This window comes from Streptomyces sp. H39-C1, from assembly GCF_027158125.1.
Lineage (GTDB): Bacteria > Actinomycetota > Actinomycetes > Streptomycetales > Streptomycetaceae > Actinacidiphila > Actinacidiphila fildesensis.
In genome coordinates this window covers 1-22,609 of sequence record NZ_JAPVLS010000057.1, presented here as the reverse complement: position 1 = coordinate 22,609, position 22,609 = coordinate 1, and the positions used below count along the sequence as shown (strand labels likewise).

Annotated in this window: 21 protein-coding genes and 1 pseudogene; 8 read left to right on the top strand and 14 right to left on the bottom strand. The window is 71.8% G+C overall.

Annotation, left to right across the window (positions count from 1 at the left end; all coding sequences use genetic code 11):
* Positions 1–122: 122 nt before the first annotated feature.
* Together O3W51_RS31075 and O3W51_RS31070 are read right to left on the bottom strand one after the other, a co-directional pair.
* Entirely contained in the window at positions 123–2,300 is a 2,178-nt protein-coding gene (locus O3W51_RS31075) for an acetate--CoA ligase family protein (RefSeq protein WP_138353560.1), read from the bottom strand.
* A gap of 260 nt (positions 2,301–2,560) precedes the next feature.
* Positions 2,561–3,829: a flavin-containing monooxygenase gene (locus O3W51_RS31070; RefSeq protein ID WP_198357783.1), complete on the bottom strand. Its 1,269-nt coding sequence runs from the start codon at positions 3,827–3,829 to the stop codon at positions 2,561–2,563.
* A gap of 184 nt (positions 3,830–4,013) precedes the next feature.
* Here O3W51_RS31070 and O3W51_RS31065 point away from each other — a divergent pair, with 184 nt between their 5' ends.
* Both O3W51_RS31065 and O3W51_RS31060 read left to right on the top strand, forming a co-directional pair.
* Positions 4,014–4,466 carry a DoxX family protein gene (locus O3W51_RS31065; protein WP_138353562.1) on the top strand — a complete coding sequence of 151 codons (453 nt, stop codon included), beginning with the start codon at positions 4,014–4,016 and terminating at the stop codon, positions 4,464–4,466.
* Positions 4,463–4,942: a Zn-ribbon domain-containing OB-fold protein gene (locus tag O3W51_RS31060; protein ID WP_164296021.1), complete on the top strand. Its 480-nt coding sequence runs from the start codon at positions 4,463–4,465 to the stop codon at positions 4,940–4,942. Before O3W51_RS31065 ends, O3W51_RS31060 begins: the two co-directional genes overlap by 4 nt.
* Here O3W51_RS31060 and O3W51_RS48550 read toward each other — a convergent pair.
* The 5 genes and pseudogenes from O3W51_RS48550 to O3W51_RS31040 all read right to left on the bottom strand — a co-directional run bounded on the left by O3W51_RS48550 (position 4,936) and on the right by O3W51_RS31040 (position 8,184).
* Positions 4,936–5,265: a hypothetical protein gene (locus O3W51_RS48550; protein WP_307811457.1), complete on the bottom strand. Its 330-nt coding sequence runs from the start codon at positions 5,263–5,265 to the stop codon at positions 4,936–4,938. The two genes, O3W51_RS31060 and O3W51_RS48550, sit on opposite strands and share 7 nt — an antisense overlap.
* A 98-nt stretch (positions 5,266–5,363) precedes the next feature.
* Positions 5,364–5,483, bottom strand: a pseudogene (locus O3W51_RS48545) (NADP oxidoreductase); the annotation flags it as partial.
* A gap of 67 nt (positions 5,484–5,550) precedes the next feature.
* Positions 5,551–6,450: a trypsin-like serine peptidase gene (locus tag O3W51_RS31050; protein WP_244809211.1), complete on the bottom strand. Its 900-nt coding sequence runs from the start codon at positions 6,448–6,450 to the stop codon at positions 5,551–5,553.
* A 197-nt stretch (positions 6,451–6,647) separates the two neighbouring features.
* On the bottom strand, positions 6,648–7,817 hold the full coding sequence (locus O3W51_RS31045) for an acetyl-CoA acetyltransferase (RefSeq protein WP_198357781.1): 1,170 nt from the start codon (positions 7,815–7,817) through the stop codon (positions 6,648–6,650).
* Between the two features lie 88 nt (positions 7,818–7,905).
* On the bottom strand, positions 7,906–8,184 hold the full coding sequence (locus tag O3W51_RS31040) for a hypothetical protein (protein ID WP_138353565.1): 279 nt from the start codon (positions 8,182–8,184) through the stop codon (positions 7,906–7,908).
* Between the two features lie 107 nt (positions 8,185–8,291).
* Between O3W51_RS31040 and O3W51_RS31035 the strand changes: the two genes are divergently transcribed.
* Together O3W51_RS31035 and O3W51_RS31030 are read left to right on the top strand one after the other, a co-directional pair.
* Positions 8,292–9,569 (top strand): acyl-CoA dehydrogenase family protein, encoded by a 1,278-nt coding sequence (locus tag O3W51_RS31035; protein ID WP_138353566.1) that lies wholly within the window; start codon positions 8,292–8,294, stop codon positions 9,567–9,569.
* Positions 9,566–10,072, top strand: coding sequence for a nitroreductase family deazaflavin-dependent oxidoreductase (locus tag O3W51_RS31030; protein ID WP_232485315.1), 507 nt, complete (start codon positions 9,566–9,568; stop codon positions 10,070–10,072). The genes O3W51_RS31035 and O3W51_RS31030 overlap by 4 nt, the downstream gene beginning before the upstream one ends.
* 164 nt (positions 10,073–10,236) lie before the next feature.
* Here the strand turns inward: O3W51_RS31030 and O3W51_RS31025 are convergent, their stop codons facing one another.
* A complete protein-coding gene (locus O3W51_RS31025) occupies positions 10,237–10,884 on the bottom strand; it encodes a TetR family transcriptional regulator (protein ID WP_138353567.1) in 648 nt (215 codons plus the stop codon).
* A gap of 674 nt (positions 10,885–11,558) precedes the next feature.
* On the opposite strand from O3W51_RS31025, the gene O3W51_RS31020 reads away from it, so the two are divergent.
* Positions 11,559–14,066, top strand: a complete 2,508-nt coding sequence (locus tag O3W51_RS31020) for a serine/threonine-protein kinase (RefSeq protein ID WP_138353568.1) — start codon at positions 11,559–11,561, stop codon at positions 14,064–14,066.
* A gap of 157 nt (positions 14,067–14,223) precedes the next feature.
* Here the strand turns inward: O3W51_RS31020 and O3W51_RS31015 are convergent, their stop codons facing one another.
* Positions 14,224–14,820 (bottom strand): hypothetical protein, encoded by a 597-nt coding sequence (locus O3W51_RS31015; protein ID WP_198357780.1) that lies wholly within the window; start codon positions 14,818–14,820, stop codon positions 14,224–14,226.
* Between the two features lie 131 nt (positions 14,821–14,951).
* On the opposite strand from O3W51_RS31015, the gene O3W51_RS31010 reads away from it, so the two are divergent.
* Together O3W51_RS31010 and O3W51_RS31005 are read left to right on the top strand one after the other, a co-directional pair.
* On the top strand, positions 14,952–15,503 hold the full coding sequence (locus O3W51_RS31010) for a hypothetical protein (protein ID WP_198357779.1): 552 nt from the start codon (positions 14,952–14,954) through the stop codon (positions 15,501–15,503).
* A 401-nt stretch (positions 15,504–15,904) separates the two neighbouring features.
* The gene (locus O3W51_RS31005; RefSeq protein WP_138353570.1) at positions 15,905–16,180 is read left to right on the top strand and encodes a hypothetical protein; all 276 of its coding nucleotides are present in this window, start codon (positions 15,905–15,907) and stop codon (positions 16,178–16,180) included.
* A 19-nt stretch (positions 16,181–16,199) separates the two neighbouring features.
* Here the strand turns inward: O3W51_RS31005 and O3W51_RS31000 are convergent, their stop codons facing one another.
* From O3W51_RS31000 to O3W51_RS30990, 3 genes are read right to left on the bottom strand one after another with little or no spacing between them, the layout of a single operon-like run.
* Positions 16,200–16,964, bottom strand: a complete 765-nt coding sequence (locus O3W51_RS31000; protein ID WP_198357778.1) for an enoyl-CoA hydratase/isomerase family protein — start codon at positions 16,962–16,964, stop codon at positions 16,200–16,202.
* Positions 16,961–17,455, bottom strand: a complete 495-nt coding sequence (locus O3W51_RS30995) for a Zn-ribbon domain-containing OB-fold protein (RefSeq protein ID WP_138353572.1) — start codon at positions 17,453–17,455, stop codon at positions 16,961–16,963. The genes O3W51_RS31000 and O3W51_RS30995 overlap by 4 nt, the downstream gene beginning before the upstream one ends.
* 13 nt (positions 17,456–17,468) lie before the next feature.
* Positions 17,469–18,620: a lipid-transfer protein gene (locus O3W51_RS30990; RefSeq protein ID WP_138353573.1), complete on the bottom strand. Its 1,152-nt coding sequence runs from the start codon at positions 18,618–18,620 to the stop codon at positions 17,469–17,471.
* A 146-nt stretch (positions 18,621–18,766) separates the two neighbouring features.
* Here O3W51_RS30990 and O3W51_RS30985 point away from each other — a divergent pair, with 146 nt between their 5' ends.
* Complete coding sequence (locus O3W51_RS30985) at positions 18,767–20,341, top strand: FadD3 family acyl-CoA ligase (RefSeq protein ID WP_269287820.1); 1,575 nt, start codon at positions 18,767–18,769, stop codon at positions 20,339–20,341.
* 426 nt (positions 20,342–20,767) lie between these two features.
* Here O3W51_RS30985 and O3W51_RS30980 read toward each other — a convergent pair whose 3' ends face one another.
* Positions 20,768–20,932 carry a hypothetical protein gene (locus O3W51_RS30980; protein ID WP_164294336.1) on the bottom strand — a complete coding sequence of 55 codons (165 nt, stop codon included), beginning with the start codon at positions 20,930–20,932 and terminating at the stop codon, positions 20,768–20,770.
* 152 nt (positions 20,933–21,084) lie between these two features.
* A partial coding sequence (locus O3W51_RS30975; RefSeq protein WP_269287818.1) for a tetratricopeptide repeat protein occupies positions 21,085–22,609 on the bottom strand: 1,525 nt, incomplete at its 5' end.

Below are 22,609 nucleotides of genomic sequence, written 5' to 3'. Positions count from 1 at the left end.
GGGAGTGGCTCCTATTTGTGCGTAGGGCTGAGGGCGGATCGGACCGCTTACCGGCAGACAGGACACCGGCAGACAGGACACCGGCAGACAGGACACCGGCAGACGGCTCACCGGCAGACCGCTCACCGGCAGACCGCGAGTGCGTCGAGCGCCACCGCACCCTGGCCGCGCGGCAGCACCATCAGCGGGTTGATGTCGAGTTCGGAGAGATCGCCGCCGAGTTCCATCGCCATCCGCTGTACGCGCATGACGACGTCGACGAGCGCGTCGACGTCGGCCGGGGGCGCCCCCCTGACCCCTTCGAGCAGTCGGTGGCCGCGCAGTTCGCCGAGCATGTCGCGGGCCATGTCCTCGCCGAACGGCGGTACGCGGACGGCGGCGTCGGCGAGGATCTCGACGAGGACCCCGCCGAGGCCGACGGTGACGGTCGGGCCGAAGAGGGGGTCGTGGGTGACGCCGACGACCATCTCGACGCCGCGTTCGACCATCTGGCAGACGAGGATGCCGTCGAGTTCCACGCCCTCGTAGCGGGCGATGTCGGTCAGGTCGCGATAGGCGTCGCGGACCTGGCTCGCGGAGGTCAGACCGATCTTGACCAGGCCGAGTTCGGTCTTGTGGCCGAGCTGCGCGCCGGACGCCTTCATGACGACGGGGTAGCCCACCAGGCCCGCGGCCCGGACGGATCCGGCCGCGCTGGTGACCAGCTGCTCGCGCGGCACCCGGATCCCGTACGCGCGCAGCATCTGCTTCGCCGCGTGCTCGCTGAGCTGGTGGCCCGCGCGCATCAGGGCCTGCGCCTTGCGGGCCGAGGAGGAGCGGGTGCGCGGGGCGTCGTCGAAGGGGGAGCGGTAGGCGGCGGCGAAGTGGTGGTGGTCGAGATAGGACTTGACGGCGCTGATGCAGTTGCCGAAGGTGCGGAAGGTCGCGAGCCGGGACGAGCCGAGGAGCGTGGTGCGGTAGGCGTCCTCGGTGCCCAGCGGCGAGCCCCACACCACGCACACCAGCTTGTCCGTGCTCTCCGCCGCGTCGGCCAGGTCCTGCGCGAGCTTGTCGCTCATGGGTGGGAACGGACCGGTGATCGGACAGATGAGGACGCCGACGGACGGGTCGGCGAGGATCGCGTCGATGATCTTCCGGCCGCGCCAGTCGCCCACCGGGTGACCGCCGTTGTCGATGGGGTTCGCGACGTTGAGGTAGTCGGGGATCCACTGGTGGAGTTCGGTCTGCTTCTCGTCGGACAGGCGCGGGATGTCGAGTCCGGCGGCGGTGGCGAGGTCGGAGAAGTGGGCTCCGGTGCCGCCGGATATGGAATAGACGACGACGCCGTCCGCGGTGGGCGGCTTGGCCCGGGCGAGCAGGGTCGCCGTGTCCTGGAGCTGGTCGAGTCCGTCGACGCGGATGACGCCGAACTGCTTGAAGGCCGCGTCGACGACGGCGTCGGAGCCGGTCAGCTTGCCGGTGTGGGAGGCGGCCATGCGGGCGCCGGTCTCGGTGCGGCCGACCTTCACCATCACCACCGGCACCTTGTTGCGGGCCGCGCGGTCGGCGGCGAGGGTGAACGAGCGGCCGTCCCTGAGCCCTTCCACATACGCGGCGATGGCCCCGACCTCGGGCTGCTCGGCGAAGTACGAGATGAAGTCGGCGGTTTCGAGGTCCGCCTCGTTGCCGGTGGGTGCCCAGTGGCTGATGCGGATGCCCAGTTCCTGCAGCGTGTAGAGGGGCCGGCCCTGGTGGCCCGACTGGGTGATCAGCGCGATGGCCGGCCCGGTCAGGTCCTCGCGGAACTTCTCGAAGGCGTTGAGGTTGGTGTTCGGGCCGAGCAGCCGCATGCCGGAGGCGGCGACGACCTCGGCGAGCCGGGTCTGCGCGGCGGCGCCCTCCTCACCGGTCTCGGCGAATCCGGAGGCGAAGGCGACGGCGAACCGGACCTTGGCCTCGCCCAACTGCTCGATGACGGGAAGGGGGTCACCGACGAGGAGCACCGCGAGGTCCACGGTCTCCGGCAGATCCGTCACCGAGGCATAGCAGGGCAGGTCGAAGACGGTCTCGCGGCCGGGGTTGACCGGGAAGAGCCGGGCCCCGACCCGCTGCGACCAGGCGATGAGCTGTCTGGTGATGCCGGTGTTCGGCCGTCCTTCCGTGTCGGACGCGCCGACCACCGCCACGGTCTCCGGCCGGAAGAACCGGTCGAGGTCCGGGACGGTGTTGTGCAGCGGACGGCCACCGACGTCGGTGTCGGACGCGCCGCGTGCGGCGGGCCCGGGGCCGGGGCTGCGGGTGCTGTATGTCGATCCAAGCATCGGTCTCGCCCGCTCCTGCTCGAAGGTATACAGAACTGACGCATAGTCAGATTACTGAACTGACGACGTGTCAGGAACAGTGCGGGCATGTGAAAGATGTGAAGGAGGCCAACTGGGCCGCTATTCAGGGGGTTTTGGGCGCGCGAACGGACACCGGCGGACCCGGTCGGTGGCTTCTTTGGCCGGAAACGGCCAGAGCGGGGTCCGGGGCGGACGGGGGAGGAAGGGGTACGTACAAGAACGGATCGGACAGCGGTCGGTCACGGCCGCCGGGAGGTTCGGGCGGCCGCGCGGGCGATACGCCGGGCGTCGATGGCGAGTTCGCGGAACATGCCGCTGATGGGGTTGGTGAAGCCGGTGAAGTAGAGGCCGGGAGCGCCCGGCGGGGTGTGCGGGCCGTGCACGACGGGGCGGCCGTCGCTGTCGAGGACGCCCAGGTGGCCGACGAGGGGTTCGAGGCCGCGCCGGTATCCCGTGGCGGCGATGACGACCTCCGGACCGATGCTCGAACCGTCGGCCAGCACGACCTTGTCGCCGTCGAAGCTCTCCACGGCGGCGACGGGTTCCACCCGCCGTGCCTGGATCGCGTCGATCAGGCCGACGTCCTGTACCGGGATGGCTCCGTCGTCGCGCACGCGGGAGTAGAGGCCGGTGGTGGGGCGGGCGAGTCCGTAGGCGGACAGGTCGGGGACGCTGAGCCGCTCCACGTACGGGGCGACCCGGTCGACGACCGCGGTCGGCAGCCGGCGGCAGAGGATGCCGGTGGCCTGGGCGGGCCAGCCGGCCGTGGTGCGGCGCAGGATGTGCGGCGGCGTCCGGACGGCGATCCGCACGCGGGCGGCGCCTGCTTCGATGAGGTCGACGGCGATCTCGGCGCCGGTGTTGCCGACACCGACGACGAGCACGTCGCGGCCCGCGTAGGGCTGGGCGTTGCGGTAGTGGGCGGCGTGCAGCAGCTCGCCGGAGAAGCTGTCGCGGCCGGGCCAGTCCGGGAGGTGGGGCACGTGGTTGGTGCCGGTGGCGACCACGACGACGGAGGCGGTGAGCAGCCGTCCGCCGGTGGCGGGCAGCTGCCACGTGCCACCGCCCGTTCCGCTGCCCTTGCCGCCGCGCCCGCCGGCTCCTCCAGGGCTGCCCGCGGCGATGTGGGCGCCGTCGACGCGGTCGATCCGGGACACCTCGATGCCGGTGGCGACGTCGATCCGGTGGTGCGCGGTGTAGCGCTCCAGGTAGCGGATGACGTCGTCGCGGCCGACCCAGCGTCCATACGCGCGCGGGATGGCGAAGCCGGGCAGGCCGGACAGTCGTCGCGTGGTGTGCAGATGCAGCCGGTCGTAGTGGCCGCGCCAGGACGCGGCGACCGCGTCCGACCGCTCCAGTACGAGCGTCCGGACGCCACGCCGGCTCAGCGCCGCCGCCGCGGCGAGGCCGCCGGGTCCCGCGCCGATGACGATCGCGTCGGGGGAGGCGGTGGCCGCGGCGGGCGCGGGGGAGGCCGGCGGGACGGAGGAGGTGGGGTGGTCGACCATGAGGTGCTCCCGGGGCCTGGCGGAGTGGCTGTCGGAGGGACGTACCGGAAGGTGACAGGTGGCGCGGGAGTGAGAGTAGTCCCGGAAGCGATCAATCCGAGAGCGTTTGGCGCCGGACTCTTGCGCGGATCAGTCTCCATCCGATGAACTGACGTACCGTCAGATTTCGAGAGGGAGGCCCACGATGCAGACGATCTGGCTCACCGGAGCCGAATGGCTCGCCGTGCTGCGCATAGGCCTCGGTCTGTGGTGGCTGGAGAGCTGGCGGCACAAGGACAAGAAGGGCTGGTTCGAGCGCGGCACCGGCATCGCCTGGGCCAAGAGCGTCGCGGACAAACACCGCTGGAGCTTTGTGCAGGGCGGCTTCACCACCGTCGTCGCGCCACGGCCCAAGCTGATGGCGTACATCGTCGTGTACGCCGAGCTGGCGCTCGGGCTGGGTCTGACGGTCGGCCTGCTGACACCGGTGGCGCTCGTCGGCGGGCTGCTCCTCAACCTGCTCTATCTCGTCCTGATGATCCACGACTGGGCCGAGCAGGGCCAGAACGCCATGATGGCGCTGATATCGCTCGTCGCGCTCTTCGCGATGAGCTGGCAGGCCTGGTCGCTCGACAACCTGTGGGGGCTGTTCCTGTGACGGCGCAGCGCTTCGACCTTCCCGACATCGACGCCTTCACCCGCCCGTACTGGGAGGCCGCCGCCGACGGCCGGCTGTTGATCCGGCGCTGCGCCGCCTGCGGGACCGCGCACCACTATCCGCGCGAGTTCTGCCCGTCCTGCTGGAGCGAGGACGTCGCCTGGGAGCAGGCGAGCGGCCGCGCCACGCTCTACACCTGGTCGGTCGTCCACCTCAACGACCTGCCGCCCTTCGGCACCCGGGTGCCGTACGTCGCCGCCGTCGTCGATCTCGCCGAGGGCCCGCGGATGATGACGGAGGTCGTCGACTGCGAAGCGTCCGCCCTGCGGATCGGCATGGACCTGCACGTACGCTTCCGCACCGAAGAAGCCAACCCGGAGGCACCGGCTAGTTCCCACGCTCCGGCCGTCGCCGTCTTCGCACCCGCCGCACCCGATGCATCTCCTGCCTCCGGTACCCCGCTGCCTGCTCAGTGAGTTGAGTGTTCCAGGGGTGGCAGGACCGTGCGTGGGTCGCCGCCGGCGAACCATATGCCGATCACGAACGCGGCGGTGGCCTCCAGGTAGCCGGCACGGTCCAGGCCGCCCGCGTCCAGGGGGACCGCGCGCAGGTCGGTCACGAGGGTGCGCACCAGGGCGAGGGCGTTCGCGTCGTCCCCGCACAGGGGGACGGCCAGGCCTTCCGTGGGTGCGGCCCACACCCCGGCAGCGCACAGGTTGAACGCCTTGACCACGTGTGCGCCGGGTGCCGCGGCCGCGATCCGGCGGGCCGCGGACGGGCCGCCGTCGGTGGTGAGCACGAGGCCGTCGGGCCCCGGAACGATCGGGTTCGAGCAGCGATCACCGCTCGTCCCGCGAGCGGGTCGGCGAGCGAGGTGATCACGTCGCTCATCGCGGCGTGCGGAAGCGCGGCGAGCACCGTCTCACCGTGCTCGGCGGCGTCCGCGAGCGTGCCTGCGCGGGCGCCGAGCCGGGCCGCGAGGCCGGCCGCCCTGCCCGCGTCGCGCGCCCCGACCACGATGTCGTGTCCGGCCGGAACACGGGACGACCCTGGCCGACCAGCCGGCGGGCGCCGGGCAGGTCCCTCAGCCGCCCGCCGTCCGGTAGAGCGTGAAGAGGGCGTCCTCGAAGAGCGGGCTGTACGAGACGCTGTCGTCCGGGCCGCCGCCGTCCAGGCCGCCCACCAGGCCGATGACCTTGCCGGTCTTCGTCTTCGGATCGAAGTCCAGCAGCCAGGGGCTGCCGGACGTGCCGTCGTAGTAGCCGCCGCAGTCCATCTGCAGCTGGCGCAGGCCGGACAGCCGGGAGGTGGCCGTCGTGCAGCTGATCGCCCGGCCCGTCGGGTCGAAGGCCTCGCCGGGGTAGCCGATCACGGTGACCTTGTTGGTCCAGCCGGGTGTCCGGGCCAGGACGTTGGCGCCGGTGATGTCCTCGATGCTCCGGCCCTGGTCGTTCTTCTTCACCCGCGCGAAGGCGAAGTCGTAGTCGGAGCCGGTGTCGTAGTCCGCCCACCGCGGGTCGGTGAAGACCTGGTCGACGGCCCAGGTCCCGTACGGCTGGGTCTTCGAGCCCTTGACGTAGTCGGGGACGAAGACGACGTCCGTGCCCGCCTCGCAGTGCGCGGCGGTCAGCAGGAGGCTGCGGGACGGGCTGTGGACGACGCTCGCCGAGCAGAAGTGGGCCTCGGCCGACTCGTCGACGGAGAAGAGCACGCCGACGGTCGGGATACCGCTGATGTGCCGGGCGGCCCCGGCCGGGGCGATGGTGGTGCTGACGTTCGCGTTGGGGAGGGGCAGCTCCTCCGGCCCGAACGGAGCGGTCTGCGGCATGGCGTTCGCCATCCGCTCCGGGGTCCAGAACTGGGCCGCGGCCTGGTTCGTCCAGCCCTCCCGGGCGCTCGGCTGCGGGCTGGCCCACGGCGTCCACAGCGCGGCGGCGGTCAGCACGAGAGTGCAGGCCAGGGGTAGGGCGAAGCGCTTGACCACGCGATACCCCTCTCCGGGCCGCCGGTAGATCCACTGACCGGGCCAGCGTACTCACGCCCGCCGCGAAGAGGCCTTTCGTGATCTTCGATCTTCATGATTCTTCCGACCGGCGAGGCAATCCGACCGACGCTACAACCTGACCGACGGGACAAATGCTCCCGGTCCGGCCACTCCGTCCGGCCCGGCCACCGCACGCCCTAGCCGCGTTCGAGGATCACCGTTCCCGAGGAGCAGAACCAGCCGCCGGTCCCGGAGGCGACGGCCAGCCGTGGCAGCCGTCCGCCGGACTTGCGCACCTGCCGGTCGCCCGCCTCGCCGCGCAGCTGCCGGACGGCCTCGATGAGCAGGAACAGACCGCGCATCCCGGGGTGGCAGGCGGACAGGCCGCCACCGTCGGTGTTGACGGGCAGATCGCCGTCGATCGTGAGCCGGCCCTTCTCGACGAAGGCGCCGCCCTCGCCCTTGGCGCAGAAACCGAGGTCCTCCAGCGTCACGAGCGTCATGTACGTGAAGGCGTCGTAGATCTCGGCGAGGTCGATGTCGGCGGGGGTCACCCCGGCCCGCTCGAAGGCGAGCCGGCCCGAGACCGCCGCAGGGGAGACCGTGAAGTCCTCCCACTCGGACATCGTGGTGTGCGAGACCGAGGTGCCCGAGCCGAGGATCCAGACGGGGGTCTTCGCCGTGTCCGCCACGTACTCCTCGGCGGCCAGCAGCACCGCGCCGCCGCCGTCGGAGCGGATGCAGCAGTGCAGCTTGGTGAACGGGTCGGCGATCATCGGCCCGGACAGCACCTCGTCGACGGTGATCGGGGTGCGGTACATCGCGTCGGGGTTGCGGGCGGCGTTGGCGCGGGCCTGCACGGCGACCTCGGCGAGCTGCTCCGGCGTCGTGCCGTACTGGTGCATGTGGCGGCGCGCGGCCATCGCGTACTTGGAGATCAGGGTGTGGCCGTACGGGACCTCGAACTGCAGCGGGCCGCGGGCGCCGAAGGAGAGGTTCGCGGTGCGCCGCTTCGCCTTGATGTCGGCGCGCGCGGTGGAGCCGTAGACGAGCAGGACGGCGTTGGCGTGGCCGGCGGCTATCGCCTCGGCGGCGTGCGCGGCCATGACCTCCCAGGTGGAGCCGCCGACGGCGGTGGAATCCACCCAGGTGGGGCGCAGGCCGAGGTATTCGGCGACCTCGACGGGCGCGAGGATCCCGAGACCGGCCGAGGCGAGGCCGTCGACGACCGACCGGTCGAGCCCGGAGTCGGCCAGCGCCCGGCGGGCGGCCTGGGCGTGGAGGGCGTACGGGGTGGCCTCGTCGACCCGTCCGCAGTCGGACAGCGCCACGCCGACGACGGCGACCTTGCGAGCAGCAGCAGCCATGAATCTGACGGTACATCAGATTCGGAAGCCCGGAACAGGGGATGCGGCGAGGGGGCGGCGAGAGGGGGCGATAGGGAGGGGTGGTGCCTCAGCGCCTCTTGCGCAGCTGGGCGGCCGCCGAGGACATCTGCGTCAGGGCGACGAGCGCGAGCAGGATGTACAGCACCCGCTGGAAGCCCGAGATGTCGCTCATCCAGAACTGTGCGCTGATCCACAGGACCAGCAGCGCGGCCCAGATCGCGATGTAGACCTTGAGCTGTGTCGTCGACGTGTCCGGCCCTGGGGAGAGGAAGCGCAGCGTGGTGCTGCGCGGGCGCTGCGGCTTCGGGCGCGGGGTCTTGCCGTCCTGGCTGGAGTTCTGGCTCATGCCGGACATCATGCCCGGTCGGGAATGGGTGCTCCCCGGCCCTGTGCATCTGGACTGCCGCTCCCTAAGATGACGGACCGTCAGATTAGCCTGTGAGGAGCCCGCCGATGGATGCCGCGTTCACCGAGGAGCAGGACGAGATCCGGCGCACCCTGCGAGAGGTACTGCAGAAACGCTGCGGGCCGGACGAGGTCAAGGCCGCGGTCGGTACCACCGCGGGATACGACGAGCCCCTGTGGCGCCAGCTCGCCGAACAGCTCGGCCTGCCGGGACTCGGGCTGCCGACGGAGTACGGCGGCGCCGGTTGCGGGCCGACCGAACTGGTGCTGGCCTGCGAGGAGGCGGGCCGCACGCTGCTGCCGTCGCCCCTGTTCAGCACCGCGGTGCTGGCCGCTCCGCTCATCGCCGACCTCGGCACCGAGCAGCAGCGCGCCGACCTGCTGCCCAGGATCGCCGCCGGCGCCGTCACGGTGGCGCTCGCGCTGCCGGGCGGCCTCGGCACGGCCCTGGGCCTGACCGGCCCGAACGACGGCAGCTGGGCGGGCGGCGGCCGCGCCGGCGGCATCCAGGCCCGCCAGGATCCGGACGGGGCCGGCTGGCGGCTCTACGGGCAGGCCGACCAGGTACTGGGCGGGCACAGCGCAGGCCTGCTGCTCGTCGCCGCCCACGCGGGCGGCTACGCGGCCGCCCGCACCCGGCTCTTCCTCGTCGACGGCGACGCGGCCGGCGTCGTACGCACCCGCCTCACCGCGCTCGACGAGACCCGCCCCGAGGCCCGCATCGAGCTGCGCGACGTCGCCGCCGTGCCGCTCGGCGGCGACGAAGCGGCCGACCCGGGGCCCGCGCTCGCCCGGGCAGGTGAACTCGCCGCCGCCGCGCTCGCCGCGGAGGCGGTCGGCGCCGCGGACCAGGCGCTCGCCTCAACCGTGGAGTACGTGCAGGTCAGAGAGCAGTTCGGACGTCCCGTCGGCTCCTTCCAGGCGGTCAAGCACCGGCTCGCCGACCTCTACGTCCAGGTCCAGGCGGCGCGCTCCGCCGCCTACTACGCCGCCTGGGCGGCCGCCGCCTCCGAGGGCGACCTGCCGGTCGCCGGGCCGCTCGCGCTCGCACAAGCCCTGGAGGCCCTGCGGTCCGTCGCGGGTGAGGCGATCCAGCTGCACGGCGGCGTCGGCTTCACCTGGGAGCACCACGCGCACCTGTACTTCAAGCGCGCCGCGTCCGACGAGCTGCTCTTCGGCCCGGTACACCTGCTGCGCGCCCGCGCCGCGGACCGGGCGGGGCTCTTCGGGCCGGCGGTTCCCGTGGTTCCCGTGGTTGCGACGGCTCCGGCCGCTCCGATCGTGGAACCCGCCGCTGAGTCGACGGCCGCCGGGAGCGCGGCATGAAGAAGACGCTGATGGAACGTTCGAAGCCACTCGTCCAGAAGGTGTCGTCCACCCGCGGCTTCGCGAAGGTCGCGCCGTACGTCGTCCCGGCCATGGACAAGGTGGTGCACCGGCTGACGAAGGGAAAGGTGCTGCTCAGCGCCCAGATGCTACCCGGCGTCGTCCTGACGGCGACCGGCGCGAAGAGCGGGCAGCCGCGCCGTACGCCGTTGGCGTGCATGCCCGAGGACGGCGGCACGTTCGTCCTCATCGGCAGCAACTTCGGGCGGACCGACCACCCGGCGTGGACCGGCAATCTGATCAGGCATCCGGATGCGGAGATCAACTGGAAGGGGAAGGACCTGCTCGTCGTCGCCCGGCTCCTCGAAGGGGCCGAGCGCGAGGCGGCCTGGGCGGCGGTCCTGAAGTTCTGGCCGCCCTACGCGTCCTACGCGGCACGCGTGGACCGGCAGATCCGGCTCTTCCGTCTCGTACCGCGCGGTGAGGAACCGGCGGCGGACTGACCACCGACGACGTATCGAGCCATGGCATCCGCACGTACGAAAACGCGGGCGCCGTACCGGCTACCTCCCCCGAGGACCGGACGGCGCCCGCGTTGGGCGTGACGTGGCAGGACGGATGGACACATGAACAGGAGCGCGCCAAGGGCCGCTTGGGGCCTGATGAGTTACTTGACGGGCTTCTTTCCGGTGACGCCGAGATGCACCAGCAGTGCGAGGTTCGGCTTCAACTCGGCCTGTTTCACGCCCCAGCTGGTGAACCCCTTCTGGTGCGACGCGACGGCGGCCAGCATGGCGACCAGTGAGCCGGCCATGGCGGCCGGGCTGACCTCCTTGTCGACCTTGCCCTTGCTCTGCAGATCCTTGATGGAATCCGTGAGCGAGTTGGTGACGGCGTTGAGGATCTTCATGCGGATCTTGTAGAACCGCTTGTCCCCTTCTGCCGCTCCGAGGTCGACGACGCGCAGAATCGCGTCGTTCTTCCGCCAGAAGGAGAGGAAGCCGTCGACCAGTTCCTCCGCCGCCAGGGCGCCGGACTTGCCGATCCAGGAGCGTCCGGCGACCAGGTCGGTGAGGCTCGCTCCTTCCTTGGCCATTTCCTCGGCGAGTTCGAGGACCGCGCCCTCGACGTCGGGGAAGTACTGGTAGAACGTTGCGGGGGAGGTGCCCGCCATCCGGGCCACGTCAATGACCTTGACGTCCCGGTACGGCGAGGTGCTGAGCATCTCGCCGAGGCAGTCGAGCAGCTTCTGCCGCGTCGCCTGACCTCGACGACCGGCAACACGGCCGTCGACGGTGCGAACTTGTCCTGTCATGCCGTCAGTTTACCGGCGGGTGATCAGCGCGCGATTCGGCCTCGTGCAAATGGGTTCGACCGGATTCCGGGTGCGGTCCCGACTGCGTCGAATGCGGTCCCGACGGCGTCGGATGCGATGCGGGGGACGTTGGTCCGGCAGGCTTTCCGGTCGGCCCCGGCGCTGCCGCGCCTGATCGTCCCCGGTCCGCCTCCGGTCTGTCCCCGGTCCGCCATTCGAGCGAATCATCTTATCAACAGCCTGTGGATAACTTCTGTGGGCAGTGCTCTGCGGGGCCCAGGAAGGGCGCATATGTTCGAATAGTGGCCGAAGTGCCGTATTCGTCGTCCTTGGCGTGACGAACAGGGCCCGCGACACGCCGTCCCGACTTCTTTGATGAGTCGGTTCGCGGCCGGCCGCACTCCGGTCCGCCGTGGATGACGCGACAGCCCGCCCCACGGAGCCCCGGCCCGGGTTTTGCCTGGTTCGGGCCTGGTTCCGGCCCGGTTCGGGCCCGGTTCCGGGTCGCTTCCGGCTCCGGTCAGCCCTCTGTTCACAGCGGTCAGGACCGGGGGTCCGTACCGACAGAATCGACAGATGTCGTGTCGTTACGCCCCCGGGTTCGCAACTGGACCCTCCGCCAGGAAGAATCAGCTTCCATATGGGGAACACCCCACGGGGAGGGACGGGCACCGGTGGAGCAGCTGACGCAGCACGACCCGCGACGGATCGGCCCTTTCGAGGTGCTGGCCCGGCTCGGTGCCGGCGGCATGGGGCTGGTCTATCTCGCCAGGTCGGCCTCCGGCCGCCGGGTCGCGATCAAGACGGTGCGCGCCGAGCTCGCCGAGGACCAGCTGTTCCGGGTCCGCTTCAGCCGTGAGGTCGAGGCGGCCCGCGCGGTCAGCGGCTTCTACACGGCCGCCGTCGTGGACGCGGACGCGCGCGCGGCCGTGCCATGGCTGGCCACCGCGTACGTCCCCGCCCCCTCCCTCGAAGAGATCATCAACGAGGCCGGGCCGATGCCCGCCCAGGCCGTCCGCTGGCTCGCCGCCGGCGTCGCCGAGGCGCTGCAGTCCATCCACGGCGCGGGGCTCGTGCACCGTGACATGAAGCCGTCCAACGTCCTGGTCGTCGAGGACGGGCCCCGGGTGATCGACTTCGGTATCGCCAGCGGGGTGTCCAACACCCGGCTGACCATGACGAACGTCGCCGTCGGCACCCCCGCCTACATGTCGCCCGAGCAGGCCCGCGACTCGCGCAGCGTGCGCGGCGCCAGCGACGTGTTCTCGCTCGGCTCGACGCTGGTGTTCGCCGCGACGGGGCACGCCCCCTTCCACGGCGCGAACCCCGTCGAGACGGTCTTCATGCTGCTCCGCGAGGGCCCGGACCTGGCGGGTCTGCCGAGCGAGCTGCGGCCCCTCATCGAGTCCTGCATGCGGATGGAAGCCGACCAGCGGCCCACGCCCGCGGAGCTCCAGGCCCAGCTCGCCCCGCATCTGTTCTCCACCGGCAGCGACGACACGGGTACGGCGTCCGCGTGGCTGCCGCCCGGGGCGGTCGCGCTGATAGAGCAGCGCCGCAGCGGGCGGCCGGCCGTCGCCGTCAACGCCGGCACCGCACCGCCGCCACGGCCTCCCGTGCCGCCGCGCACCCCGGACCCCGAACCGGTCGGGCACGGCCGGCACGGTGTGGACGGCCGACAGGGCCCCGGCGGCGCCGGTGGGCTGAACGGTCCCGGCGGTTTCAACGGTCCCGGCGGGCTGAACAACGGCCCCGGTGGTCTGAACGCGGGCGGTCCGAACCCTGGTGGTCGGAACGCCGGTGGTCTGAACGCGCCGGTCGGCGGGCGAGGTGGTGCCGTGTCCGAGCCGCACACCCACGGGCCCGTCCGGCTGGCCGGTTCCGCTCCGATAGGGCCGGGCCTGCGCGTCGCGGACGCCGACCACGGTGCGCGACCGCCGGAGGGCGCCCCCGGCACGGACTGGGTGCGGCGCGGTGGCTCCCACCGGGCCAACGGGCCCGGCGCGCTCCCCGTGCAGCAGCTCCAGCCGCCGGCCCCGCCGGGGGAGTGGCGGCCCTGGCGCTTCCGTATGTCCAACGACGTGTGGGGCACGCCCGTCGTCTCCGACGGGCGCCTGTACGTCACCTCCTTCGAGGTGCACGCGCTCGACATCGCCAGCGGGCGGCGGCAGTTCAAGACCCGCGACGTCGCCTGGACGATGGCCGTCGCCGACGGCCGCATCCACGCCTCCGACGGACCGAGCCTCTACGCCCTCGACACGGCCGACGGCGGCGACCTCTGGCGCACCGGCGTCGAGGGCTGGATCTACTCGCTGCGCGCCGAACACGGCACGGTCGTCACCGGCACGCGGGGCGGCGGCGTCCAGGCCTGGGACGCCGACCGCGGACTGCTGCGCTGGGAGCGCGGCGGCGCGCAGACCGAGTTCGAGTCCCCCGAGTCGGGGCCCTCGATCGCCGCCGGCACCGTCTACTTCCAGGGCGGCGGCCGCTTCTACGCCATCGACGCCGGGTCCGGCGCCGAGCGCTGGTCCTACCCGGTCGGGGCGTCCGGCGTCCCCGGCGCGACCGGCAGCGTCCCGACGCGGCCGGTCGTGGCCGACGGCATCGTCTACGTCACCGCGGGCACGCGTGTCCTCGCCCTCGACGCCAGGTCCGGGGCGGAGCGCTGGCGCTTCGACGCCCCCGCCGTCATGTTCGGGCCGCCGGCCCACGTTCCGGGCGCCGGCGCGGCGGGCGGCGGCATCTACATCGCCGACCACCTCGGCACGGTCTACGCCCTCGACCCGCACACCGGCCGCGACCGCTGGCGCGTCGCCACGGAGCCCCGGCAGTCCCTCGAACCGGTGCTCGTCGCCGGCGGCGACGTGCTCCTGGGCGCGGGCAGCGCGCTCTACACGCTCGACGCCGTCACCGGCAATCCGAAGTGGCGCTTCGCCGCCCAGGGCGAGATCGTCGGATCGCCGGTCGTGGCGGACGGACGCGTCCACTTCGGCTCGAAGGACCACTGCCTGTACACGGTGGACGCCGGGGGCGGCCAGCTGCGCTGGAAGCTCGAAACGGGCGGCGAGATCACGGGGTCGCCGGTGGCGGCGGACGGGGTCGTGTACGCGTGCAGCAAGGACCGCTGCGTCTACGCACTGGACGCGGTGAAGGGAACGGGCGCTGCTGCGAGGCGGCCTTAGCGGTTGCGGGTTTGTTCGTGGTTCCGGTGCCCGGGTCCTGCGGGGCGGCGGTTCGAAATCGACTATTTACGGGCCTGGCGGCCCACAAATAGCTCGGCAGCATTTCGAACCCCCACCCCTCCGGCCCCGGGCACCTCGCGTTCCAACCCCTGCCGTCCTAGTCCGGACGTTCCGGTGTCGGTCGGTGCTCCGGTGGGATCCAGGTTGCTGTCCGGGTGTCCTCGAGTGGGGGTTCGGCCGGTTCGGGTGGGGTCTCGGGCGGGGTCGGCCAGGTGGGGGGAGTTTCCACGGGCTCGACGGGGGCGACGGTGTCGATGGGGTGGGGCGGTGGGGTGCCGTAGTGCGGGTGGTGGCGGCCGGACATGGTGGCGGCGCCGATCAGGAGCAGGATGCCGCCGCCGAGGGCGTTCGCCACGCCGATGCCGAGGCCGTTGCCGCCCGCGGTGAGGGAGCCGGCGGCCAGTCCCTGGCGGACCATCCACAGGATGGTGAAGCCGAGGACCAGGACACCGGAGAAGGCGACGAGGAGCCGGGAGCGCAGCAGGATCCCCAGGAGGGTGATCAGGGTGGCGAAGAGCATGGGGAGGAACAGGGAGCCCATGACGGCGGCCCGGTCGGTGGTGATCCCGTCGAAGAGGTCTTCGATGCGGATCTCGGAGCCGTGACGGCCGTCGTACCAGGCACGGAAGGGGCTCCAGACGGCGGCCGCCGCTCCGATGAGGGCGATGAGGGACCCGAAGACGTTGCGGATCATCGTGCGTCGTCCAATCTCGGCGCCCCCGTGTGGCCCACGCTATGCCGGTCGGCGTGAGCTCGCCACGCGGGGCAGACGCTGCCGCATGGACATCGGGAAGCCGCGCGCTTGGTGGTCGCACCGTCAGGGTCTTGACGGGTCGGTGGCTGCGGACGACGCGGCCGGGACGTTGGGGCGTACCGGGTGGGCGCGGTCCGTGGGCGGGTCCGGGCTGTATCTGGGGCTCCACGCGCGGGCCGGGACCGCAGGTCGAGCCCGGCCTGCTGTGGACGGAGGGGACGGCGGCGGAGTACGCGCGGTTCACCGTGCCGAAGGACCCCTCGTACGCGCTGGTCGCGGGCATCGACGGGATCCATCTGCTGCACCGCGACTTCGGGCGGCTGCTCGATCCGGCGGACGCGCGGCGCCCGGACCTCACCGGGCCGAAGGCGCTGGGCGCCCTGTCGGACTCGCCCGCGCACATGATCGTGGACCGGGGGCGGCTGGTCGGGCTGTGGGAGTTCGACACGGAGGCGCAGGAGCTCGTCCGGCAGCCGTGGGTGCCGCGGGACGCGGAACTGCGGGCCGCCGTCGCGTCGGCGGAGGCATGCGTCCGTGACCAGTTGGGCGACGCCCGCAGCTTCAGCCTGGACTCGCCGAAGAGCCGGGCGCCGCGGATCGCGGCGCTCCGGGCGGGGCGATGAGGCTGCTAGCCTGACGCGCTCCTGCCAACCACTGGGGATGGTCAGCCTTGCAGCTCCGTCAACTGCGCCTTGTCGCGGTACTCGCCGTCGTCGTTCTTTCGCTCACCGGTTTCAGCGGGAGCAAGAGCAAGAGCAAGAGCAAGAGCAAGAGCCACAGCAAGGGGGGCGGTTGCAGCAGTAGTCACAGCAGCAGCAGTTCCTCGAGCTCGAACTCCGGCTCCGGTTCCAGTTCCGGTTCCAGTTCCGGCTCCAGTTCCGGCTCGGGCTCGAGTTCCGGTTCCACTTCTGATTCGACGTACAGCCCGCGACCGCAGTCCACCAGCACCTACCGCCGGAGCACCAGCTCGCCGACGTCCTCCGGTTCGGCCAGTCCGACGGGGCTGCCGGCCGCGATCGACCAAGTGTCCGTCGTGCAGTGCCACGGCTCCGGTTCCAGCGCCGCGCGGCCCACGTCGCAGCTGCGGATCGACAACAGCCGGGGCACCAAGTCGTACTACTTCTCCGCCGTGGTGCGCCTGAAGAACGCGCAGGGCGTGCAGATCGGCAGCTCCACCTTGGCCCGCACCCTGGTGAAGGCCCGCTCGACGAAGACGGTCGACGCCATCGGGACGCTCGACTCGGGCGTCGCGAGCGGGGAGTGGACCGACTGCGTCATCGCGAGTGCCAACCGCAGCTGAGCTCATGGGTGGGTGACCGTCAGCGCACCCGGAACTCTCCGCTGCGCGACGTGAACAGTCCCGCCTGACGTTCCGGCGGCAGGTTCCCGAGCGCGATGAGGTGCGGGGCCTGCGCCAGTGCGTGCGCGCGGGCCGCCTCGCGGGCGGACCAGACGGCGCGGACAGTGCCCTGGACCGCTTCCGTCGGGTAGGAGGCGATGACGGCGGCGGCGCGCAGGGCCGCGTCGAGCAGCTCGTCCGCCGGGACGACCTCCGACACGAGACCGGTCTCGTGGGCCCGTCGCGCGCCGACCCGCTCCGCCGTGCCCATCAGCGACATCCGCATGACCTCGCCGTACGGCATGCGCTGCGCCATGAGGACGGACTCGTAGGCGCTGACCATGCCGTACGTCGTGTGCGGGTCGAAGAAGGTGGCGTGCTCGGCGGCGATGACGAACTCGGCCTCGCCCAGGAGATAGAAGGCGCCGCCGCAGGCCATGCCGTTGACGGCCGCGACGACCGGCTTCCACAGGTCGTTGGACTTGGGGCCGAGGCGCAGCAGCGGATCGTCGATGGAATACGGGGACGGCGGCTGCGGGACGTCGACGGAGCGGTCGATCCCGGTGCAGAACGCCTTGTCGCCGGCGCCGGTGAGGACGATCGCGCGGACGTCGTCGTTCATCCGGAACTCCCGCCACAAGGCGGTGAGTTCGGTGACGGTGTCGAGGTCGATCGCGTTGAGGCGCCGCGGGCGGTCCAGGGTGACGACGGCGACGCCGTCCTTCGACGTACAGGTGACGCTCATGGCCGCTCCAGCAGCCAGCGCGGCACGGTGACGCCGTCCGCCATCGCGTGGAAGGCGACCTTCACCCCGGCGCCGATGCGGAGCCTCGACGGATCGACGGAGTCGAGCGGGGCGTCGGCCGACGTGACGAGGTTGCCGACCAGACGGATCCGCGGGGCGTCCAGCAGCTCCACGACGATCGCGTTGTACGGCGCCTGTTCCGCGTAGGCGGGCAGCAGCGGCGGGTGCGGGAAGACGTACGACCAGATGCGGCCGCGGCCGCTCATCCGCCGCCACTCGCTGTCGAAGGACTGGCAGTGCGGGCAGCAGGGGCGCGGCGGGAAGCGCAGGACGCCGCAGGCGGCGCACGCCTGGACGCGCAGCTCGCCACGGCGGGCGTACTCCCAGAAGGGCGCGCCGTCGTCGTCGGGCACGGGCAGCAGCAGGCCGTCGCCGGTCGTGGCGGTGGCGGACTCGACGGTCCTGGCGGGCTCGGTGGGCAGGGCGGTCATGGCGGTCAGCTCCTCAGCTTCGCAGCAGCAGCGCGGATGTCGGTACGCCCTCGCCCGCCGTGACCAGGCAGGTCGCGGCGTCGGGGACCTGGGCGGTGGAGTCGCCGCGCAGTTGCTTGACGCCCTCGTTGATGAGGTTGAAGCCGTGGACGTACGCCTCGCTGAGCCCGCCGCCGCCGGTGTTGATGGGGAGCCGGCCACCGATCTCCAGGGCGCCGCCCTCGGTGAACGCGGCGCCCTCGCCGCGGCCGCAGAAGCCGTAGCCCTCCAGGGAGAGCGGGATGAGCGGGGTGAACGCGTCGTAGATCTGGGCGACATCGACGTCCTCAGGGGTGAGGTCGGAGTTCTTCCACAGATGGCGCGCGGTGGCCCAGGACGGGCCGGTCAGCGGGTCGTCGTTCCAGTAGTTGACCATGCCGTGGTGCTGGGCGGGCAGGCCCTGGGCGGCGGAGTGCACGTAGACGGGCTTGCGGCGGCAGTCGCGGGCGCGCTCGGCGCTGACGACGACGCAGGCCAGCGCCCCGTCGGTCTCCAGGCAGTTGTCGAAGAGGCAGAGCGGTTCACTGATCCAGCGGGACGTCATGTACATCTCGCGGGTCAGCGGGCGCTCATACATCATCGCGGCCGGGTTCTGGTTGGCGCGGTTACGGCAGGCGAGGGCGACGTTGAACAGGTGATCGCGGGTCGCGCCGAACTCGTGCATGTAGCGGCGGGCGAGCATCCCGATCTCGTCGGCGGGACGCAGCAGCCCGAAGGGCCGGGTCCACTGGCCGGGGGTGGGGAGCTGGACCGCGGTGTTGGTCCAGGGGCGCTTGCCGCTGCCGCGTTTGCGGGACCGCCAGGCCACGCCCACGGTCGCCTGCCCGGTGGCGACGGCCGCCGCGAGGTGCGCCACCGTCGCGCAGGAGCCGCCACCGCCGTACCCGACCTTGGAGAAGAAGGTGACGTCCCCGGCGCCGATGGACTTCGCCACCTCGACCTCGTCGGTCTCCTCCATCGTGTAGGAGGCGAAGCCGTCGACCTCGGCGGGTGCTATCCCGGCGTCGTCGAGTGCCGCGATGATCGCGCGGCAGGCCAGGGCGCGTTCGGACTCCACAAGGTTCTTGGCGAACGGGGTCTGGCCTATTCCCACGATCGCTGTCGCGTCCTTCAGGGCAGCGCTCACGGACACCTCCCGGCATGGTCATCACTGCTGACAGCCAGTCAGGGTACCGCTAATCTGACGGGTAGTCAGGTAGTGGTGGGTCAGAGGTATCCGGGTATTCCGGTAGCGGTGGTCAGGCAGTCGGTAAGCCCGTTGAGGGGAGCATCATGCGCGGTGACCTGGACTGGGGCAGCATCCCGGGGCTGGTACGAGCGGCGGTACGACAGTACGGCGACCGCGAGGCGGTCGTCGACGGCCGGACCCGCATCAGCTACGCGGAGCTGGGTGAGCGCGTCGAGCGGGCCGCCGCCGCCACGATCGCGGCGGGCGTCGAAGCCGGCGACCGTGTCGCCATCTGGGCGCCCAACACGCTCGACTGGATCGTCGCGGCGCTCGGCGCCGTGTCCGCGGGCGGCGTCCTCGTCCCCCTCAACACCCGCTTCAAGGGCGCCGAGGCGGCCTACGTCCTGGAACGGACCCGCGCCAGACTGCTCTTCGTCACCGGCACCTTCCTCGGCACGTCCTACGTGGCCTCGCTGCGCCGCGCCGACGCCGAACTGCCGCACCTGCAAGAGGTCGTCGTCCTCTCCGACACCGCCCCCGAGGGCTACCGCACCTGGCGGGACTTCCTGGCGGGCGGCGGGACGGTCTCCCGCGAGGCGGTGCGCCGCCGGGCGGACTCGCTGCGCCCGGACGACCCCTCGGACATCACGTTCACCTCCGGGACCACGGGCCACCCCAAGGGCGCCGTCATCAGCCACGCCCAGACGCTGCGCGTCTACAGCGTCTGGAGCGAACTGGCCGGCCTCACCGAGGGCGACCGCTACCTGATCATCAACCCGTTCTTCCACACCTTCGGCTACAAGGCGGGCATCATCGCCTGCCTCATGCGCGGCGCCACGATGGTGCCGCAGCCCGTCTTCAACGTCGACACCGCGCTCGCCAACATCGCCGCGGAACGCATCAGCGTCCTCCCCGGCCCGCCCACCCTCCACCAGTCGATCCTCGACCACCCGGCCCGCGCCAAGCACGACCTGAGCGCGTTGCGCCTCGTCGTCACCGGCGCCGCCGTCGTCCCGCTCGAACTCGTGGAACGGCTGCGCTCCGAGCTGAAGATCGCCACCGTCCTGACGGCGTACGGCCTCACCGAGGCCGGCGGCACGGTCACGATGTGCCGCCAGGGCGACCCCGCCGAAGTCATCGCCTCCACATCGGGGCGCGCCATCCCCGACACCGAGGTACGCGTCCTGTCCGCAGGGCCCGGCGAACCCGGCGAGGTCCTGGTCCGCGGCTACAACGTCATGCGCGGCTATTTCGAGGACCCCGACGAGACGGACCGCGCGATCGACGCCGACGGCTGGCTCCACACCGGCGACGTCGGCGTCATGGACGCCGACGGCAACCTGCGCATCACCGACCGCATCAAGGACATGTTCATCGTCGGCGGATTCAACGCCTACCCCGCCGAGATAGAACAGGCCCTGCGCCACCACCCCGACGTCACGGACGCCGCCGTCATCGGCATCCCCGACCCCCGCCTCGGCGAGGTGGGCAAGGCCTACGTCATCCGCCGCCGCGACTCCACCCTCTCCGCGGACGACCTCATCGCCTGGTCCCGCCGCGAAATGGCCAACTACAAGGTCCCGAGGGAAGTGAACTTCCTGACGGAACTGCCGCGGAACGCGAGCGGCAAAGTGATGAAGGCGGAGCTGCGGGGGGCGGCGCGGACGTCGCCCGCGTAGCCGGGCAAAAGTGCGAAGGGGACGTCGACCGCTCCCCTCGCGGCGGTAGAGCCGGTCCCGCACAGGAAGAGAGACCGGCCACGGCGCCCCCTCCACGCCATGGTCGGTCTCTCGCGTTCCCCCTGTGCGGTCCCGATCGTTCCGCTGAGTCCCCCCGGACTCCGGATTCGTGCCGGGTCCCCCCGGACCCGTTCACCAGTGGGCTCCCTCGAGCCCCGTGCACTCCTGAGTTCCCCCGAACCCCTGAGCTTCCCCCGTGCGGTCCCCCCGGACCATGGGCCCCCCGAGCCCGTTCGCTCCTGAGCTCCCCCGAGCTCCTGAGCGTTCCCCCGTCGTTCCCCCGTGCTTCCCCGTGCTTTGTGGTTCCCCCCGGTCACCCCTGGCGCTCCCCCGAGCGGGCGGGGCCCGATTCGCCGGCCCGGCCTGTTACTTGGCGGGCTCGGAGTCGTTGTGCCAGTTGTCGGGCTTGGTCTCGGGGCCACCGTCGGCGAGGAGGACGTCGGGGATGGGCTCCGTCGTGCTGTCGTTGTGCCAGTTGTCCGGCTTGACGGTGCCGCCGTCGTTCTTTGGCTTCGGGATCTCGGTGGTCATATGGACTCCCCAGGTTTTGTCGGTCCTGTGTTGCACCCACCCGGTGGCGACCCCCGTGCGCCACCGGGTGGGTAGCTCGTGCAATGAATGGAATCCTGGCATCCCGAGATAATCAACAGATAAACGAGCGCGTTGATTGAGGTGACCTGCGATTATATGGCAACGGCGGGGGACGACCGGTCGTCGATGAGCCGTCGGACCTCGTCCGCCTCGGGGGATCCGAGCGCCGTGAAGATGCCGAGGGCGTCGTGCCAGCAGGCGCGGGCACGGATGGTCTGGCCGAAGCCGGCGAGGGCTCGCCCCAGGACGGTGAGGGCGTTCGCGGTGCGCCATTCGCCGCCGACCTCGCGGAGGATGACGAGGGCCTGCTCGGCGTGGGACGCGGACTGGCGCCACTGGCCGCCCGCCAGGTGGACCTTGGAGAGCCGGAAGAGCGTCATGCCCTCCCAGAACCGCTGCCGCGCTTCGTGGAAGATGCCCAGGGCCTCGGTCAGGCAGACGGTCGCCTCGTCGAGCCGGTCGGTCGTGGTGAGGGCGATGCCCATGGCGTACAGGCCGTTGCCGAGCCGGAAGCCGGCGCCCAGTCCGCGGTAGATCGCCACGACCTGCTCGGTGGCGGACACCGCGGCGTCGGTGTCGCCCAGCTCCAGCTGGGCCCGGGAGAGGTTGCTGAGCGCGGCGGCCTCGCCGTGCCGGTTGCCGTCCTCGCGGAACGCTTCCAGCGCGTTGCTGTGGTACTCGGCGCACTCGTCGAAGCGGTGGCCCTGCAGGGCGATCCCGCCCCGCAGGTTGAGGGCGTAGCTGCGGGTCAGCGGGTCTTCCGCGGCCATGCCCAGGATGAAGGAGCGCTGCGCCTCCATGTCCGCGGCCACGAACTGCCCGGACAGCCGGTGGAGTTGGCCGAGGAGGACGCGGGCCCGGCCCTCGACCAGATGCTCGGCGCAGTCGCCCGCCGTCGTCACCAGCGCCTGCACACCCTGCTCGTACTGCCGCGCGTAGACGCCCGACTCCATCAGATCCTGGGCCGCCCACAGCAGGTCGACCGCGCGCCGCATCGGGCCCTCGCAGCCGCCGCCGGCGGCCTGCTGCACGGCGGCGAGCAGGCCCTGGGCCTCGGAGAAGAGCCATTCCAGGGCCTCTTCGCGGGTGCCGAAGGCCAGGCCGGTCCGTTCGGTCGGGGCGAGGTGGTCGAGGACGCGGTCGCCGGGGTTCTCCAGCTCGTACGCGCACGCGGCGGAGGAGAGGTAGAAGTCGAGCAGCCGGGACAGCGCCCGGCAGCGGGCCTCGTCGGTCTCGTCGCGGTCGGCGCACTCGCGGGCGTACAGCCGCAGCAGGTCGTGGAAGCGGTAGCGGGCCGGGGCGGCGGACTCGATGAGGCTGATGTCGACGAGGGCTTCGAGCAGTTCCTCGGTCGAGTACGGGTCCATGTCCAGGACGGCGGCGGCCGCGTCCAGCGAGATGTCCGGGCCGTCGGGCAGCGACAGCAGGCGGAACGCGCGGGCCTGGAGCGGTTCGAGCTGGCCGTAGCCGAGTTCGAAGGTGGCCTTGACGGCCAGGTCACCGGCGCGCAGTTCGTCGAGGCGGCGGCGCTGGTCGGCGAGCTTGCGGGCCAGGACGGCGACGGTCCAGGTGCGGCGCGCGGCCAGCCGGGAGGCGGCGATACGGCTGGCGAGCGGC